General features: G+C 70.3%; 13 protein-coding genes. 10 read left to right on the plus strand and 3 right to left on the minus strand.

Features of this window, described 5'->3' with window-relative positions; genetic code table 11:
• Positions 1 to 1,071 carry an amino acid ABC transporter substrate-binding protein gene (locus TSH64_RS03255; RefSeq protein ID WP_247872725.1) on the minus strand — a complete coding sequence of 357 codons (1,071 nt, stop codon included), beginning with the start codon at positions 1,069 to 1,071 and terminating at the stop codon, positions 1 to 3.
• 372 nt (positions 1,072 to 1,443) lie between these two features.
• On the opposite strand from TSH64_RS03255, the gene TSH64_RS03260 reads away from it, so the two are divergent.
• The 10 genes from TSH64_RS03260 (at position 1,444) to TSH64_RS03305 (ending at position 12,325) form a co-directional block, all read left to right on the plus strand.
• Complete coding sequence (locus tag TSH64_RS03260; protein WP_109095538.1) at positions 1,444 to 1,635, plus strand: hypothetical protein; 192 nt, start codon at positions 1,444 to 1,446, stop codon at positions 1,633 to 1,635.
• 86 nt (positions 1,636 to 1,721) lie between these two features.
• The gene (locus tag TSH64_RS03265) at positions 1,722 to 2,783 is read left to right on the plus strand and encodes a 2-oxoglutarate and iron-dependent oxygenase domain-containing protein (protein ID WP_348770318.1); all 1,062 of its coding nucleotides are present in this window, start codon (positions 1,722 to 1,724) and stop codon (positions 2,781 to 2,783) included.
• Between the two features lie 37 nt (positions 2,784 to 2,820).
• A complete protein-coding gene (locus TSH64_RS03270; protein ID WP_085557577.1) occupies positions 2,821 to 4,116 on the plus strand; it encodes a PLP-dependent transferase in 1,296 nt (431 codons plus the stop codon).
• Positions 4,117 to 4,377: 261 nt separating this feature from the next.
• Positions 4,378 to 6,039 (plus strand): FAD-binding protein, encoded by a 1,662-nt coding sequence (locus tag TSH64_RS03275; protein ID WP_109452214.1) that lies wholly within the window; start codon positions 4,378 to 4,380, stop codon positions 6,037 to 6,039.
• A complete protein-coding gene (locus TSH64_RS03280) occupies positions 6,036 to 6,377 on the plus strand; it encodes a ferredoxin family protein (protein ID WP_109095539.1) in 342 nt (113 codons plus the stop codon). The genes TSH64_RS03275 and TSH64_RS03280 overlap by 4 nt, the downstream gene beginning before the upstream one ends.
• Before the next feature lie 34 nt (positions 6,378 to 6,411).
• A complete protein-coding gene (locus TSH64_RS03285) occupies positions 6,412 to 7,458 on the plus strand; it encodes an NrtA/SsuA/CpmA family ABC transporter substrate-binding protein (RefSeq protein ID WP_109095540.1) in 1,047 nt (348 codons plus the stop codon).
• On the plus strand, positions 7,455 to 8,276 hold the full coding sequence (locus TSH64_RS03290; protein WP_109095541.1) for an ABC transporter ATP-binding protein: 822 nt from the start codon (positions 7,455 to 7,457) through the stop codon (positions 8,274 to 8,276). Before TSH64_RS03285 ends, TSH64_RS03290 begins: the two co-directional genes overlap by 4 nt.
• Positions 8,273 to 9,166 (plus strand): ABC transporter permease, encoded by an 894-nt coding sequence (locus TSH64_RS03295; protein WP_109095542.1) that lies wholly within the window; start codon positions 8,273 to 8,275, stop codon positions 9,164 to 9,166. Before TSH64_RS03290 ends, TSH64_RS03295 begins: the two co-directional genes overlap by 4 nt.
• Positions 9,167 to 9,176: 10 nt before the next feature.
• Positions 9,177 to 10,856, plus strand: a complete 1,680-nt coding sequence (locus tag TSH64_RS03300) for an amidohydrolase (protein ID WP_199237423.1) — start codon at positions 9,177 to 9,179, stop codon at positions 10,854 to 10,856.
• A 2-nt stretch (positions 10,857 to 10,858) separates the two neighbouring features.
• Entirely contained in the window at positions 10,859 to 12,325 is a 1,467-nt protein-coding gene (locus tag TSH64_RS03305) for an FAD/NAD(P)-binding protein (RefSeq protein ID WP_158285333.1), read from the plus strand.
• A 9-nt stretch (positions 12,326 to 12,334) separates the two neighbouring features.
• Here the strand turns inward: TSH64_RS03305 and TSH64_RS03310 are convergent, their stop codons facing one another.
• Both TSH64_RS03310 and TSH64_RS03315 read right to left on the minus strand, forming a co-directional pair.
• Positions 12,335 to 14,635, minus strand: a complete 2,301-nt coding sequence (locus tag TSH64_RS03310; protein ID WP_109095544.1) for a molybdopterin-dependent oxidoreductase — start codon at positions 14,633 to 14,635, stop codon at positions 12,335 to 12,337.
• Positions 14,635 to 15,672: an NrtA/SsuA/CpmA family ABC transporter substrate-binding protein gene (locus TSH64_RS03315; RefSeq protein WP_109095545.1), complete on the minus strand. Its 1,038-nt coding sequence runs from the start codon at positions 15,670 to 15,672 to the stop codon at positions 14,635 to 14,637. The genes TSH64_RS03310 and TSH64_RS03315 overlap by 1 nt, the downstream gene beginning before the upstream one ends.
• Between the last annotated feature and the right edge of the window lie 4 nt (positions 15,673 to 15,676).

Raw genomic sequence — 15,676 nt, forward strand, 5'->3', positions numbered from 1 at the left:
TCACCGGAAGGGCGGGGCGTAGAGCAGGCCGCCCTGGGTCCACAGCTTGTTGAAGCCGCGGTCCAGCCCGACCTTGGTCGCCGGCCCGACGTTGCGCTCGAAGATCTCGCCGTAATTGCCCACGGTCTTGACGATGGTGTAGGCGAATTTCGGGTCGAGCTTGGCCGCTTCGCCCAGGCTGGGATCGACGCCCAGGAAACGGCGGACCGTCGGATCGGCGCTGGTCAGGAAGCTGTCGATGTTGGCCTGGGTGATGCCCAGCTCCTCCGCCTGGATGGTGGCGTAGACCGCCCAGTTGACGATCTCCAGCCACTGGTCGTCGCCATAGCGGATGGCCGGGGCCAGCGGTTCCTTCGAGATGCGTTCGGGCAGCAGGACGTAATCGTCGGGCTTGGGCAGCTGGGTGCGGGTGATCGCCAGATCGGACGCGTCCTGGGTCAGCACGTCGCAGCGGCCGCTGGCGAAGGCCTTCTGGTTCTCGGCGGTTTCCTCGATCACCACCGGCTTGAAGGCGATCCTGTTCTGCCGGAAGAAGTCGGTGATGTTCAGCTCGCCGGTGGTGCCGGTCTGGACGCAGACGGTGGCGCCGTTCAGCTCCTTGCCCTTGCTCACCCCCAGCTTCTTCGGCACCAGCAGGCCCTGGCCGTCATAGAAGACCACCGGGCCGAAATGGAAGCCCAGCTTGGTGGCGCGGGTGAAGGTCTGGGTCACGCCCGACAGCAGGATGTCGAACTCGCCCGATTGCAGGGCCGGCAGGCGCTGCTGCGGCGAGGAGGAGACGAACTGCACCTTGTCCGGGTCGTTGAACACGGCGATGGACAGCGCCCGTCCGAAATCGACGAAGAAGCCCTGCCAGCGGCCGTTGCTGTCGGGGGCGAAAAAGCCCGGCTGGGTGCCGACACCGACCTTGATGCTGCCGCGCGCCTTGATCGCGTCCAGCGTCGGACCGGCTTTGGCGGCGCCGGTCAGGGCGAGGCCGATGGCGAGGCTGAGGGCGCCGGCGATCAGAAATCGCGGCGACAGGCCGCTTCGGGATGTTGGACGCGAAGGAGCCTGCGAAGGAGTGCGCATGGTGGTTTCCCGCAATGAGTTTGTTGTTTTGTGAAAGCAGCGGAGCGCCGCATCGAAAAGGCGCCCGACAGGCCCGATCCGGTCGCGGACCGGCGGTTGGCAGGGCAGCCGCGAAGGGGCAGCGCTTATTCCCTAATTAGCAGATAGGGAAAATGCCCTGTCAACGGTTTCGTGAAAATTTACCAATCAACATATTAAAAATGTTCAAATAGAATTTTCTCGGCTCATAAATCCACAATTATGATAGACAATAAGAGTCTTCCGCGTAATGATCGGATGTGAAACCGGGATGCCGCCTGGAGTTCCGTGACCCCGGCGGCCGTGCCAAGCCTCAAGCCCTAACCTCCCAAGTCATTGTACTGGAACGCTATCATGGCCAATCCTCAGACGGCCCGCCGGGCCTCCGCCTCCGCAGCGTCCGAACAGACCATGGTCTGGATCCCGCTTCCGGAAGCCATGGGGATGTGTGCCGTGAATGACGGGCTGACGCCCGATGCGCCGGTCAGCCGGCTGTGGGCGCAGATGCGCGGCACCTGGCTGAAGGCGCGCAGCCGCACCGACTGAGCGGCGCCGGCTTCCACAAAATCCGATTTCACATGTCGCTGCACGAAGCGGGCGTTCCCGAACGCATGTCCGCAAAGGAGAGTCCTGTGACCGCGCTTCCCTCTTCGGCCGAGCGGCCGCCACTGCCGTTTCTCGATCTCGCCCGCCTGGATGGCGCCGCGGCGGATCGCGCCCTGTTCCTGTCGGAGCTGCGGGCGGCGATCCGCCGCTTCGGCGCCTTCTATGTGACCGGCCACGGGGTCGATCCGGCCTTCATCGACTCCGTCTTCGACCTGTCGCGCGGCTTCTTCGCCTTGCCGGAGCAGGACAAGCTGTCCATCGAGATGGTCAACTCGCCCCATTTCCGCGGCTACACCCGCGCCGGCTGGGAGCGCACGCGCGGTCTGGCCGACTGGCGCGAACAGCTGGACGTCGGCGCGGAGCGGCCGGCCTTGCCGTGGAGCCCGAACTCGCCGCCCTGGGTCCGCCTGCAAGGCCCCAACCAGTGGCCGGAGGCCCTTCCGGAGTTGCGCCCGGCGGTGCTGCGCCTCCAGGACCAGCTGACCGCGGTGTCGCGGCGGATCCTGTCGACGGTGGCGGTGGCCCTGCGCCTGCCGGAGGATGCCTTCGATCCGATCCTGACCGACCTGCCGACACAGCTCGTCAAGCTGATCCGCTATCCGGGCCATGACGCGGTTCCCGCCGACGATGCCACTGCCGACGATGCCGTGGGACAGGGCGTCGGCCCGCACAAAGACAGCGGCTTGCTGACGCTTGTTCTCCAGCACCGCCAGAGCGGATTGCAGATCGAAACCGACGGGGGCTGGGCCGATGTGCCGCCGGTCCCCGGCACCTTCGTCGTCAATGCCGGCGAATTGCTGGAACTGGCGACCGACGGCTATTTCCGCGCCGCCGTGCACCGGGTGGTGACGCCGCCGGCCGGGTTGGACCGGCTGTCGACCGCCTTCTTCCTGGGGGCCGGCCTGGATGTCCGGGTGCCGGTGCTGCCGCTGCCGGACGATCTCGCCGCCGAAGCGCGCGGTCCCGAGCGCGACCCGCTGAACCCGCTCTACAGCTCGGTCGGGGAGAACACGCTGAAAAGCCGCCTCCGCTCCCACCCCGACGTGGCCAGCCGCCATTACGCCGATCTGGTCGGCGCCTCCACCTGACCGCCGATATCAAGAACCCAGAAAGAGGAACCGCCCGATGACCGACCGCAAGCCGCACTTTGAAACCCTGGCCGTCCATGGCGGCGCCTTCCGAGCCGATCCAGTCACCGGTTCCGTCGCCGTGCCGATCCACCAGACGACCTCCTACCAGTTCCAGGACACCGCCCATGCCGAGCGCCTCTTCGCGCTTCAGGAACTGGGCCACATCTACACCCGCGTCACCAACCCGACGGTCGAGGTGCTGGAACAGCGGCTCGCCGTGCTGGAAGGCGGTGCGGCGGCGGTGGCGGTCGCGTCCGGACAGGCGGCGTCCTTCTATTCGGTGCTGAACCTGGCGCAGGCCGGCGACAACATCGTCACCTCCACCGACCTCTATGGCGGAACCTGGAACCTGTTCGCCAACACGCTGAAGCAGATCGGCATCGAGGCGCGCTTCGTCGATCCGGCCGACCCAGAGAATTTCCGCCGCGCCACCGACGAGCGCACCCGCGCCTATTATGCGGAGACGCTGCCGAACCCGAAGCTGAACGTCTTCCCGATCCGCGAGGTCGCCGACATCGGCCTGGAGCTGGGCGTGCCGCTGATCGTCGACAACACCGCGGCCCCGCTGACCGTGCGGCCCTTCGACCATGGCGCGGCGGTGACGATCTATTCGGCGACCAAATACATCGGCGGCCACGGCACCACCATCGGCGGCGTGCTGATCGACGGCGGCACCTTCCCGTGGGAGGCGCATGCCGCCCGCTTCCCGCTGCTGACCCAGCCCGACCCCAGCTATCATGGCGCGATCTGGACGGAGGCGGCCAAACCTCTCGGCCCCATCGCCTATGCGCTGCGCGCCCGCGTCACCCTGCTGCGCGACATCGGCGCCGCGCTTAGCCCGCAATCGGCCTTCCAGCTGATCCAAGGGCTGGAGACGCTGCCGCTGCGCATCCGCCAGCACAACGCGAACGCCGGCATCGTCGCGAACTACCTCAAGACGCATGCCAAGGTCACGTCGGTGATCTTCCCCGGTTTGCAGGAGGGCGAGGCACGGCGGCGCGCCGACACCTACCTGAAGGGCGGCTATGGCGGGCTGGTCGGCTTCGAGTTGGCCGGCGGGGCGGAGGCGGGGCGGCGCTTCATCGACGCGCTGAAGCTGTTCTACCACGTCGCCAACATCGGCGACGCCCGGTCGCTGGCGATCCATCCGGCCACCACCACCCATTCCCAGCTGTCGCCGGAAGACCAGATCGCCACCGGCGTCACCCCCGGCTATGTCCGCCTGTCGGTCGGCATCGAGCATCCCGACGACATCATCGCCGACCTGGAGCAGGCGCTGGCGGAGGCGTAACACCCGCTGCCCATCGCCCAGCATCAGGCGGTAGCGGACGCTCGCGGCCCGGTTCCTCACTGTGCGGCCGGCACCATCCCCTCGGCGGGATGTGCCGGCCGAATTTTTTAACAGATGTGCATATTTTGGTATGCGCAGTATCTCTACTGTGTAAGTATGATTTTAGAAAGAAAGAGCGATTCAAAGCGGTAATAGAAAGCTGTTCCGGAATCGCCGCTTCGCTCAATCCACATGATCGACAGCCCCGGAGGGTTCTTTCCGATGGCCACCGTGCCCGGCGCTCCTGTCAGTTCATCCGCCGCATCCCTCGACCTTGAGACCGACGTCCTGATACTGGGGGGCGGTCCCGCCGGTACCTGGGCCGCCATCGCCGCTGCAACCGGCGGTGCCCGCACCATTCTGGCCGACAAGGGCTTCTGCGGCACGTCCGGCGCCACCGCGGCGTCGGGGACCACGCTGTGGTATGTCGATCCCGATCCGGCCAAGCGCGCGGCGGCCAAGGCATCGCGCGAGGGGCTGGGCGGCCATCTGGCCGACCATGGCTGGATGGACCGGGTGCTCGACCGCACCCATGCGGCGGTCGGCCAGCTCGCCGACTGGGGCTATCCCTTTCCACGCGACGCGGACGGGCGTGAGCGCCGCGTGTCGGTGCAGGGGCCGGAATATATGCGGCTGATGCGCCGCCGGGTGAAACAGGCGGGCGTGACGATCCTCGACCATTGCCCGGCGCTGGAGCTGCTGGTCGACGGCGGCGGCGCCGTGGCTGGTGCCGTCGGCGTGCAGCGGCAGAAGGGCGGGCGCTGGACCGTGCGGGCGAAGGCGGTGGTCATCGCCACCGGCGGCTGCGCCTTCCTCAGCAAGGCGCTGGGCTGCAACGTGCTGACCGGCGACGGCCTGCTGATGGCGGCGGAAGCCGGGGCCGACCTGTCAGGGATGGAGTTCTCCAACGCCTATGCCATCGCCCCGGCCTTCGGCTCGGTGACCAAGACGCTGCTCTACCAGTGGGCCAGCTTCACCCGTGCCGACGGCGAGCCCATTCCGGGGGCGGCTTCCAAGGGCGGCCGGTCCGTCATCGCGCGGGTGCTGGCGACCGAGCCGGTCTATGCCCGGCTCGACCGGGCAGAACCGGAGCTGTGGGCGGCGATGCGCCAGGCCCAGCCGAACTTCTTCCTGCCCTTCGACCGCGCCGGCATCGACCCCTTCACCCAGCGCTTCCCGGTGACCTTGCGGCTAGAGGGCACGGTGCGCGGCACCGGCGGCCTGCGGCTGGTGGACGGGACCTGCGCCACCGCCGTCCCCGGACTGTTCGCCGCCGGCGATGCCGCGACGCGCGAACCGATCTGCGGCGGCTTCACCGGCGGCGGCAGCCACAACGCCGCCTGGGCGATGTCGAGCGGTCATTGGGCAGGGCTCGGGGCGGCCGATCATGCCCGTGCTTTGGGAAATGGAACCCGCACCCTGCGCCGGGCCGGCGGTGCCGGATTGCAGGACAGGCTGCGGGGCGGACATGGCGGGGTGATCGATGCCGGAGGTTTGACCCGTGCCGTGCAGGCCGAGGTGTTCCCCTACGACATCAACTATTTCCGCACGGAAGAGGGGCTGACCGGCTCGCTCGGCCGGCTGGACCGGCTGTGGACCGATGCCGCCGGGGCGATGCCGGCCTCCGCCGACACCATCCTGCGCGTGCGGGAAGCGGCGGCGATGCTGGCGACCGCCCGCTGGATGTACCGTTCGGCGCTGGCCCGCACGGAATCGCGCGGCATGCATCGCCGGATCGACCATGCGGCCCTCGACCCGGCCCAGCACCATCTGCTGACGGTCGGCGGCCTGGACGAGGTGCATGTCTCGACCCGCCCTGCGCCGGTTCGCCTGGATCCGGTTCGCCTGGATCCGACCGAGGCCGGCCGGGAGTTGGCGGCATGATCGAGCTGATCAGCCCGGCCCGCTGCACCGGCTGCAACATCTGCGTCTCCGTCTGCCCGATGGACGTTTTCCAGCCGGCCGGCAGCGGCCGGGCCGACGGGACCGCCCCCGTCATCGCCCGGCAGTCCGATTGCCAGACCTGCTTCCTGTGCGAAGCCCACTGCCCGGACGACGCCCTCTATGTCGCTCCCGATGCCGAAACGGTGACGGGGATCGCCGAGGACGCGGTCGCCGCCGCCGGCCTGTTCGGCAGCTACCGCCGCGCCATCGGCTGGACTGCCGCCCATCGCGAGAACCGTTCCGCCGACCAGACCTTCCGGCTGCTGGCGCCGCATTGAGCGCCCGGCCGCATCCGACAGGAGCCTTTCGATCATGACCGTGTTCGACCCCTCCGGCATCCGCCTGAACCGCCGCCGCCTGCTGACCGGTGCGGCCGTTACCGTCGGCGCGCTGGCCGCCGGGCCGCTGTGGGCCGGCCGCGCGCAGGCCGCCGCGGCCAAGGCGACGCTGGCCTATGGCAGCACCGGCTACACCTGGGCGGTGCCCTTCGTCGCCGAGGCCGCCGGCACCTGGGCCGAGGCCGGCTTCGATCTGAACACCATGGAGTTCGAGAGCGGGCGCGATTCGATGCAGGCGCTGCTCGCCGGCTCGGCCGACTTCTCCGCCTCGACCGACACGCCGGTGGTGTTCGCGGTGCTTCAGGGGCTGCGGCCGCTGATCCTGGTGAATTACAGCCGCTATTCGCGCGACATGAAGATCGTCGTCCGCAAGGATGGCGGCATCGATCCGGCGAAGCCGGCCAGCCTGAAGGGGCGCAGGATCGCCACCCGCGTCGGCACCTCCGGGCAATATATGCTGGCGAAATATCTGGAATTCGCCGGGCTGGCGCCGGGCGACGTCGAGGTGGTCGACCTCACCCCGAACAACATGACCTCCGCCCTGGTGCGCGGCGACATCGACGGCTTCGCCTGGAGCAGCCAGTCCGCCGCGGTGGCCGAGCGCCAGTCCGGCGGCAAGACCGCGGTGATGACCCAGGACGGGCTGGAGAAATTCTTCCAGAGCCATCAGCTGCTGCTGACCACCGAGAAGGTGGTGAAGGAGAAGCCCGAGCTGGTGGCCGGCGCCATCCGGGCGCTCCAGGGGGCGGAACGCCGCATCCTGGCTGACGGCGGCTGGGCCGACCTGATCTCGCGCCGCATCCACACGCCGCCGAAGGAGATTCTGGAGGCGACCTCCGAGTTCACCTTCAAGATCGCCTTCGACGACCGTTTCGTCGACGATCTGGTGGCTGAGGCGGAATGGGCCATCGCCGCCGGCCTCGCCAAGCGTCCGGCGGGCGACCTGCGGGCCCTGTTCCGCGGCCTGATCGTCGATAGCCCGCTGAAGGCGGTCGCACCCGACCGGGTCACCCTGTCATGAGCGGGGTCACGAGCGGGATCACGGGCGGGCCGCTGATCGATTTCGACCGCGTGTCGCAGATCTATGCGGCGCGCGACGGCTCGCCGGTCTGGGCGCTCAGCGACGTGTCGCTGCGGGTGGAGGCCGGCGAGTTCGTCTGCCTGATCGGTCCGTCCGGCTGCGGCAAGTCCACGCTGATCCATCTGCTGGCCGGCTTCCTCAAGCCGACGTCCGGCGCCGTGCGCTTCCGTGGCCGGCCGCTGGACGGGCCGGGGCCGGACCGCGGCGTGGTGTTCCAGGAATATGCGCTGTTCGCGTGGATGACCGCGCGGCAGAACGTCGAGTTCGGCCTGCGCATGCAGCGGGTCTCCGCCCCCGTGCGGCGCCGCCGGGCGCTGGAGGCGCTCGACCGGGTCGGGCTGCGCCATGCCGCCGACCGCTATCCGCACGAGCTGTCCGGCGGCATGCGCCAGCGCGTCGCCGTCGCCCGCGCCCTGGTGGTGGAGCCGGAGGTGGTGCTGATGGACGAGCCCTTCGCCGCCGTCGACGCCATGACCCGCAACACCTTGCAGGAGGATCTGCTGCGGTTGTGGCGGGAGACCGGGGTGTCGGTGCTGTTCGTCACCCACAACATCGACGAGGCGGTGTTCCTCGCCCAGCGCGTCGTGGTGATGGGGGTCGGGCCGGGCGTGATCCGCGAGGATCTGGCGGTCGATCTGCCCTATCCGCGCGACCGCGGCTCGGCGGAGTTCGGCCGGGAATATGCCCGCATCGCCGCGGCGCTCGCCCGCGGCAGCCGGGGAGCCGAGCAGAGCGACGGTGAACGGAGGGCGGCGTGACGGCGACGACGGACGATGCGGCCGGCACCGGCCTCTCCACCCCCCGGCGCCCGGCGGCGGATGCGCGATCCGACAGCGCCGCCTTCGCCGAAGAGTTCCGCCGCGCCCATCGCCGCGGCCTGCGGCGGGCGGCCTGGCTGCGCGCCCTGCTGAACGTGGCGGGCATCCTGCTGTTCCTGGCGGTCTGGGAGGCGGTGCCGCGGCTGGGGACCTGGGTCAATCCGGTGCTGCTGCCGCCGCCGTCGGCGGTGTTCGACAGCTTCGTCCCGATGCTGCTGTCCGGCGAGATCGCAGCCAACATCCTGGCCAGCCTGCGCCGGGCGGCGCTGGGCTTTGCCATCGCGACGGCGACCGGCGTGACGGCCGGGCTGCTGACCGCGCGCATCGGCCTGCTGCACCATGTCAGCGAGCCGATCCTGCACGGCTTCCGCTCCGTCCCCTCCATCGCGCTGGTGCCGCTGTCGGTCCTGTGGTTCGGCATCGGCGAAGGGTCGAAGGTGGCGCTGGTCGCCTGGGGCAGCTTCTTCCCGATCTGGATCACCACCTTCATCGGCGTGCGCGACGTGCCGGCGGCCTATCTGCGCTCCGCCGCCTGCCTCGGCGCCGGGCGGCTGGCGACGCTGCTTCTGGTCGTGCTGCCGGCGGCCCTGCCGATGATCCTGGCGGGCTTGCGCCAGGGCATCGCCGTCTCGCTGATCCTGCTGGTCGCCGCCGAGCTGTCCGGCGCGCGGGAGGGGGTGGCCTACATGATGTCCACCGGCCACCAGATGTTCCGGGTCGACATCATGCTGATCGGGCTGGTGCTGCTCGGCACCTTCGGCTTCATCGCCGACCGCCTGTTCGTGGCGCTGATCCGCCGCCTGTTCCCCTGGTACACCACCGCCTCGTGAGGATCGCCGCATGAGCGGACCGAGTTCTTCCCCCACCCTGATCCTGCGCAACGCCAACATCCTCACCTTCGATCCGGCCCGGCCGCGCGCCAGCGCGGTGGCGCTGGCCGGCGACCGCATCCTCGCGGTCGGCGGGGAGGAGGTGACGGCGCTCGCCACCGCCGCCACCGAGGCCATCGACCTGGGCGGCGCGACGCTGATCCCCGGCTTCAACGACGCCCACGCCCATATGGAGCGCGAGGGGCTGAAGCGCCTGCGCCCCTCGCTGGCCGGTGCGCGCAGCGTCGGCGACATTCTGGAACGGGTGCGGGCGGTGGCGGCGGAGACGCCGCCCGGCCAGTGGATCGTCACCATGCCGATCGGCACGCCGCCCTTCTTCTTCGACGGCGCGGCGACGCTGGCCGAGGGAAGGCCGCCGGACCGGCACGAGCTGGACCGCGCAGCACCGGATCATCCCGTCTACATCCCCGGCCTGTTCGGCAACTGGGGCAAGCCGCCGGGGCACAGCGCGCTGAACAGCCGGGCTCTGGCGCTGAACGGCATCACCGCGGCGACCGTGCCGACCTGCGCCGGCGTGGAGATCCTGAAGGATTCCCGCGGCGAGCCGACCGGCGTGATCGTCGAGCACAACAGCCGCCCGACCGTCGAGTTCGACCTGCTGCCGGCGGTTCCCCGCTTCGGCTTCGCCGAACGGCTGGAAGGCGTGCGGCTGTCCCAGCGGCTCTACAACGCCCAGGGCACCACCAGCATCTACGAGGGGCACGGCTCCGCGCCGCAGACCATCTCGGTCTACCGCCGCCTGTGGGAGCTGGGGGAGCTGACGGTGCGGGTCGGGCTGGTGGTCAGCCCGAGCTGGGCCGACATCGCCGAGGCGCGCCGCGCCATGCGCGACTGGCTGGCCCATGCCCGCGGCGCCGGGCTGGGCGATCCCTGGCTGAGGCTGTCGGGCGTCCACATCGCCTATGGCGGCGACCCGGCGGTCGCCTGCTGCGCCCGCGACAATCTGCCGGACACCGGCTGGTCCGGCTTCGTCGAGCAGGCGCTGACCCCGGCCGACTTCCGCGAGGCCTGTTTCCTGGCCGCCGAGCACGATCTGCGCCTGCACACCATCGTCAGCGACAGGCTGCACGAGGTGGTGCCGGTGCTGGAGGCGGTCAACGAACGCCATCCGCTGTCCGGCCGCCGCTGGGTGATCGAGCATATCGGCCGCGCCCGGCTGGCCGACCTGGAGGCGCTGAAGCGGCTGGACGTGCTGGTGACGACGATCCCGACCTATTTCCTGTGGAAGGGCGGAGCTGCCTATCTGGACGAGCCTGATGGCGGCGATCTGGTGGTGCCGCACGCCCATCTGCTGCGGCTTGGCATTCCGACCGCCATCGCCACCGACAACATCCCGCACGATCCCTTTTTCACCCTGTGGTCGGTCTGCAACCGGCTGGAACGCACCAGCGGCCGGGTCATCGGACCCGATCAGCGGCTGGATGCCGAAACGGCGCTGCGGCTGTTCACCGTGGCCGGCGCCGCCCTGACCTTCGACGAGGGATGGAAAGGGCCGCTGCGTCCCGGCTTCGCCGCCGACCTCGCGGTGCTGTCGGAGGATCCCACTGCCATCGACCCGGACCGCCTGCGCGATCTGCGCTGCCGCCTGACGCTGGTCGGCGGACGGATCGTCCATCGCGAGGGGCTGTGACCGTGCCGCGGCCGTTGCGGATCGTCATCGTCGGTGCCGGCGTGTCGGGCAGCGGCGTCGCGGCCGGGCTGGTGCGCGCCGGTGCCGCGGGCGGCTTCTCCGCCGAGGTGGAGCTTGTGGATCCGCGGCCGTCGTTTGGGGCCGGGCTGACCTATGCCGCGGGCGGCGACCCGCGCCACCGGGTGAATGTTCCCTCCGTCCGCATGGCGTCGGTGACCGGCAGAACGGCGGCGGAGGGCGGGGAGGAGGATTTCCATCGCTGGTGCCTGGAGCGCGGCGTGCTGGAGGCCGATCCGGCCGGCTGGGCGGACGGGCTGCATTATCCGGCGCGGTCGGTGTTCGGGCGTTATCTCGACGAGAGGCTGCGCGCGCTGTTCGCCGCGGCCGGGCCGGTGCGGGTGACACACCGGCGCGACCGTGCCGTCGCCGCCCGCCGGCTCGAATCGGCACAGGGAACCGGGTTCGTCGTGGAGCTTGCCGGCGGCAGGGTGCTGGAGGCCGATGCGCTGGTGCTGTGCACCGGAAACCCGAGGCCCGAGCTGCCGGGCGTGCTCGCCGGGCTGGCCGGGCACCGGCGGGTCGTCGCCGATCCAAGGGCGCCGGGCGCACTCGATCCCATCGGCCGGACCGACCGGGTGCTGATCGTCGGTACCGGCCTGACCATGGCGGACGCGGTGTCGACGCTGATCGGCCGCGGCCATCGCGGGCCGCTGACCGCGCTGTCCCGCCACGGGCTGGTGCCGCGGTCCCGCCCTGTCGGTCATGCCGAGTCCTGGACCGATTTCGCCGCCGATCCGCCTGCCGCCGATCAATCTGTCAGGGTCCGGGACCTGCTGCGCCGGGTGCGAGCCGCCGTCGCTGACGCCGGCAGGCAGGGGCGGCCCTGGACCGACGTGCTCGAAAGCCTGCGTCTTCAGAACGCTGCCCTGTGGGCGGCCCTTTCCATCGACGAGCGGCGGCGGTTCCAGCGCCATCTGCGGCCCTGGTGGGACGCCCACCGCTTCCAGGCTGCCCCGCAGGTCGCCCGGCTGGTGGCATCCACGCAGGCGGACGGGCGTCTCACGCTGCTGGCCGGCCGGCTGGTCGCGGCGAGTGCCGACGATCATCCGTCGGGCGGCGGCGATGGAGCTGGCGCTCTGTGGGTCGTACATCGCCCGCGCGGCGGCGAAACCCTGGTCGGGCGCACGTACGATGCGCTGGTGAACTGCACCGGCGCCGGCCATGGCGCCTCGTTCAGGCGCAATCCGGTGCTGACCACCCTCGCCGGCCAGGGGCTGATCCGGCCCGATCCGCTCGGCATGGGGGTGGAGGTCGACGGGCGGCACCGGGCGCTGGACGCCGGTGGCCGGCCGGTATCCACCCTGTTCGTCGTCGGCCCGGCGACCCGTGGCAGCCTGGGCGAGGTGGTCGGCGCATCGGAGATCGTCCCGCATGCGCTGGCGGTGGCGGAGGCTCTGGCGGCGTCGTGAGGGTGTATCTTATGGCCGGCCGACGAAGCGCGGCGGCTGGAAGGCGCGGATCGGCGGCAGCGGGCCGGTGAAGCGCTCGACCTCCACCAGGGCGCTCTGGGCCGAACAGCCCTGGGCAAGGGCCGAGGTGCCGGTGTCGGGCGTCACCATGTTGGGATTGCCGTGGGCGTCGAGGCTGCCGTCGGTGGCGGGATCGACCGGATCGTACCAGGCGCCGGTGGCGATCTGCAGCACGCCGGGCCGGATGCCGTCGGTCAGCACCGCACCGGCCAGGAAGGCGCCGCGCCGGTTGAACACCCGCACCACCTCGCCGTCGCCGATGCCGCGCGCCGCCGCGTCGGCGGGATGGATGCGGATCGGTTCCCGCCCGGCGATCTTGCTCTCCCGGCTGACCGCGCCATGGTCATACTGGCTGTGCAGGCGGGTCGCCGGCTGGCAGGACAGCAGGTGCAGCGGACCGCCGTCGCCCGCCAATCCCGGATGCTCCGCCGGGTCGCGCCACACCGGATGGCCGGGGCAGTCGGGCAGGCCGAAACCGGCGATGGTGGCGGAGCCGATCTCGATCCGGCCCGACGGGGTGGGCAGCGGCGATCCGTCCGGGTCGGCGCGGAAGGCTTGCAGCAGGACCTTCTCCGGCTCGACCAGGGGGATCTCGGCTAGCCCGGCCGCCAGGAAGCTGCGGAAATCCGGCAGCGGCACCGAGGCGTTGAAGCGGCATTCCTCATAGAGCCGTTCCAGCCATTCCTCCGTCGTCAGCCCGCCGGTGAACTCGGCCTCGACCCCCAGCCGGCGGGCGAGCCCGGCGAGGATAGCATGGTCGTCGCGCGCCTCGCCGACCGGATCGAGGGCGCGGGCCATCCACACCAGGAAGCGGTCGCCGGTGGCGCCGCCGATGTCGTCGCGCTCCAGCGCCGTGGTCGCCGGCAGCACGATATCGGCGAATTTCGCCTGGGCGGTCCAAAATGGGTCCTGGACGATGATTGTCTCCGGCCGCCGCCATGACCGGACCAGCCTGTTGATGTCCTGATGGTGGTGGAAGACGTTGCCGCCGGCCCAATGGACCAGCCGGATGTCGGGATAGCGCCGTGTCTGCCCGTTGTAGCGGTAGGAGGCGCCGGGGTTCAGCAGCATGTCGGCGATGCGGGCGACCGGGATGGCGGTGTCCACCGGGTTGCGCCCCTGCGGCAGCCGCGGCCCGGTCACCCGGCGCCGGCCCGACCCCATAGTGTTCATCACCGAATAGCCGACCCCCAGCCCGCCGCCGGGCGTGCCGATCTGACCCAGCATCGCCGCCAGCGTCACCCCCATCCAGAATGGCTGTTCGCCGTGCACGGCCCGTTGCAGCGACCATGCGAGGTTCATCATGGTCCGGCTGCCGGCCATACGGCGGGCCAGCGTCACGATGGTCTCAGCCGGCACGCCGGCGATGGCGGCGGCCCAGCCGGCGTCCTTGGCGACGCCATCGGCCTCGCCGGTCAGATAGCGGTAGAAATCGTCATAGCCGACGGTGCAGCGGGCGAGGAAATCGCCGTCCGCCAGCCCTTCCGCCACCAGCGTGTGGGCGAGGCCCAGCATGAAGGCGGTGTCGGTGCCGGGCCGGATGGCGATCCACTCCGCCCCCGGCACGTCGTCGAGGTCGTGGCGCACCGGGCTGACATTGACGAAGCGCACGCCGGTCGCCGCCAACCGGTCCAACGCCGGCTTGACCAGATGGTCGCTGGCCCCGCCCGATCCGACCTGCGCGTTGCGGGCCGGCAGGCCGCCGAAGGCGACGAACAGCTCGCAATGCTTTTCCAGGCTGGTCCAGGCGGTGTGGGACAGCATCAGGTCGTCCATCGACGCCAGGATGCGCGGCATCAGCACCCGCCCGGCGCCCAGGCTGTAGGTGTCGCTGTGCGCCGTGTAGCCGCCGATGCAGTTGAGGAAGCGGTGCAACTGGCTCTGGGCATGGTGAAAGCGGCCGGCGCTGGCCCAGCCATAGGAGCCACCGAAGATGGCGGCGTTGCCATGGTCCCGCCGCACCCGGTCCAGCTCGCGCGCGGCGAGGTCGAGCGCCTCGTCCCACGAAACCTCTACGAACGGGTCGCGTCCGCGCCCGTCACGCGATGCCGGACCATGGCGCAGGAAGCCTTCGCGCACCGCCGGGCGGCGGATGCGGGCGGGGGCGTCGATCCCGTCGACCACCGACCGGCCGATGGCCGACGGCGCCCCGTCCCACGGGGCCGGGTCCAGCGCGGTCAGCCTGCCGTCCGCCACCCGCGGCCGGTAAACACCCCAATGCGTCGCGGTGAAGCTGTCCCCGGCGCTCATCACAGCGCCGCCAGATGGTCGGCGACCCTGACCGGCTCCGGCAGGATGCGGCGGGCGACCAGCCAGTCGGCCGCCTTCTGGAGATCGCCGACGAAGGCGGTGTCGCTGACCGGATAGAGGCGGTACTGCCGCTTCAGCGCGATGTAGCCGTCGCGGATCTCGTCGCGATAACCGGCCTTGGCCTGGACGATGGTCTCCGCCTCCACCGTGTTGGCTGACGCCCAGGCCGCTTCGGCGGTGAAGGCCGCGTTCAGGGCGCGGATCAGGTCCGGGTTCTCCTGCGCGAAGCGGCGGCGGGTCAGGTAGCTGGTGAAATCGATCTGGAAATCGAGGTCGCGTTCCTCCTGGAAGATGTCGTGCGCCTTGTATTCCAGCCGGGCGATGTCGACGCCGGGGCTCCACATCGACCAGGCGTCCACCTTCCCCGATGCCAGCGCCGGGGCGGCGTCGGGTGGGTTGAGATAGACGAAATTGACCTTCGAGCGGTCGACGCCGTGCTTCTCCAGCGCCGCCACCAGCAGGAACTCGCCGAGGCCGGACCGGTTGACCGCGATCGACTTGCCGACCAGATCGGCCACCCTGTCGATGCCGGAGCCGTCCTTGGCGATGATCGCGGTGGTGCGCGGGGTGTAGTTCAGGAACAGGCTGAAGACCAGCGGCGAGCCGGCGATGATGGCCGCCAGCGCCGGGGTGGTGCTGCCGCCGAAGCTGAAATCGGCGGTGCCGCCGGTCACCGCCTGCAAGGTCGGCGCATGGTTGGGAAAGGGGCCGATCCATTCGACCTTGATGCCGTCCTTCGCCAGCGTCTTCTCCAGCTCTCCCCGCTCCTTGGCTATGAAGGCCAGACCGGAGAAGCCCCAGGTTAGCCGGATGGTATCGGTGTTGCGACCGGCCGTGGTCTGGCTGGCGGCATCGGCAGCCGGGAAAGTTCCCGCCAGCGGATCGAAGCCCGCGACGAGGCCGGCGGCCCCGGCGCCGATCAGCGAGCGGGCGAGGAAGGCGCGGCGGGTGGTGGTGGAGCGGAACGGATCGGTCATCGGA

Source organism: Azospirillum sp. TSH64 (assembly GCF_003116035.1).
Lineage (GTDB): Bacteria > Pseudomonadota > Alphaproteobacteria > Azospirillales > Azospirillaceae > Azospirillum.

What these genes read in the sequence shown, in the direction of transcription:
- TSH64_RS03310 (WP_109095544.1), bottom strand. Translation starts at nt 14,635, where the DNA reads ATGAGCGCCGGGGACAGCTTCACCGCGACGCATTGGGGTGTTTACCGG.
- TSH64_RS03270 (WP_085557577.1), top strand. Translation starts at nt 2,821, where the DNA reads ATGACCGACCGCAAGCCGCACTTTGAAACCCTGGCCGTCCATGGCGGC.
- TSH64_RS03280 (WP_109095539.1), top strand. Translation starts at nt 6,036, where the DNA reads ATGATCGAGCTGATCAGCCCGGCCCGCTGCACCGGCTGCAACATCTGC.
- TSH64_RS03290 (WP_109095541.1), top strand. Translation starts at nt 7,455, where the DNA reads ATGAGCGGGGTCACGAGCGGGATCACGGGCGGGCCGCTGATCGATTTC.
- TSH64_RS03275 (WP_109452214.1), top strand. Translation starts at nt 4,378, where the DNA reads ATGGCCACCGTGCCCGGCGCTCCTGTCAGTTCATCCGCCGCATCCCTC.
- TSH64_RS03315 (WP_109095545.1), bottom strand. Translation starts at nt 15,672, where the DNA reads ATGACCGATCCGTTCCGCTCCACCACCACCCGCCGCGCCTTCCTCGCC.
- TSH64_RS03255 (WP_247872725.1), bottom strand. Translation starts at nt 1,071, where the DNA reads ATGCGCACTCCTTCGCAGGCTCCTTCGCGTCCAACATCCCGAAGCGGC.
- TSH64_RS03300 (WP_199237423.1), top strand. Translation starts at nt 9,177, where the DNA reads ATGAGCGGACCGAGTTCTTCCCCCACCCTGATCCTGCGCAACGCCAAC.
- TSH64_RS03260 (WP_109095538.1), top strand. Translation starts at nt 1,444, where the DNA reads ATGGCCAATCCTCAGACGGCCCGCCGGGCCTCCGCCTCCGCAGCGTCC.
- TSH64_RS03285 (WP_109095540.1), top strand. Translation starts at nt 6,412, where the DNA reads ATGACCGTGTTCGACCCCTCCGGCATCCGCCTGAACCGCCGCCGCCTG.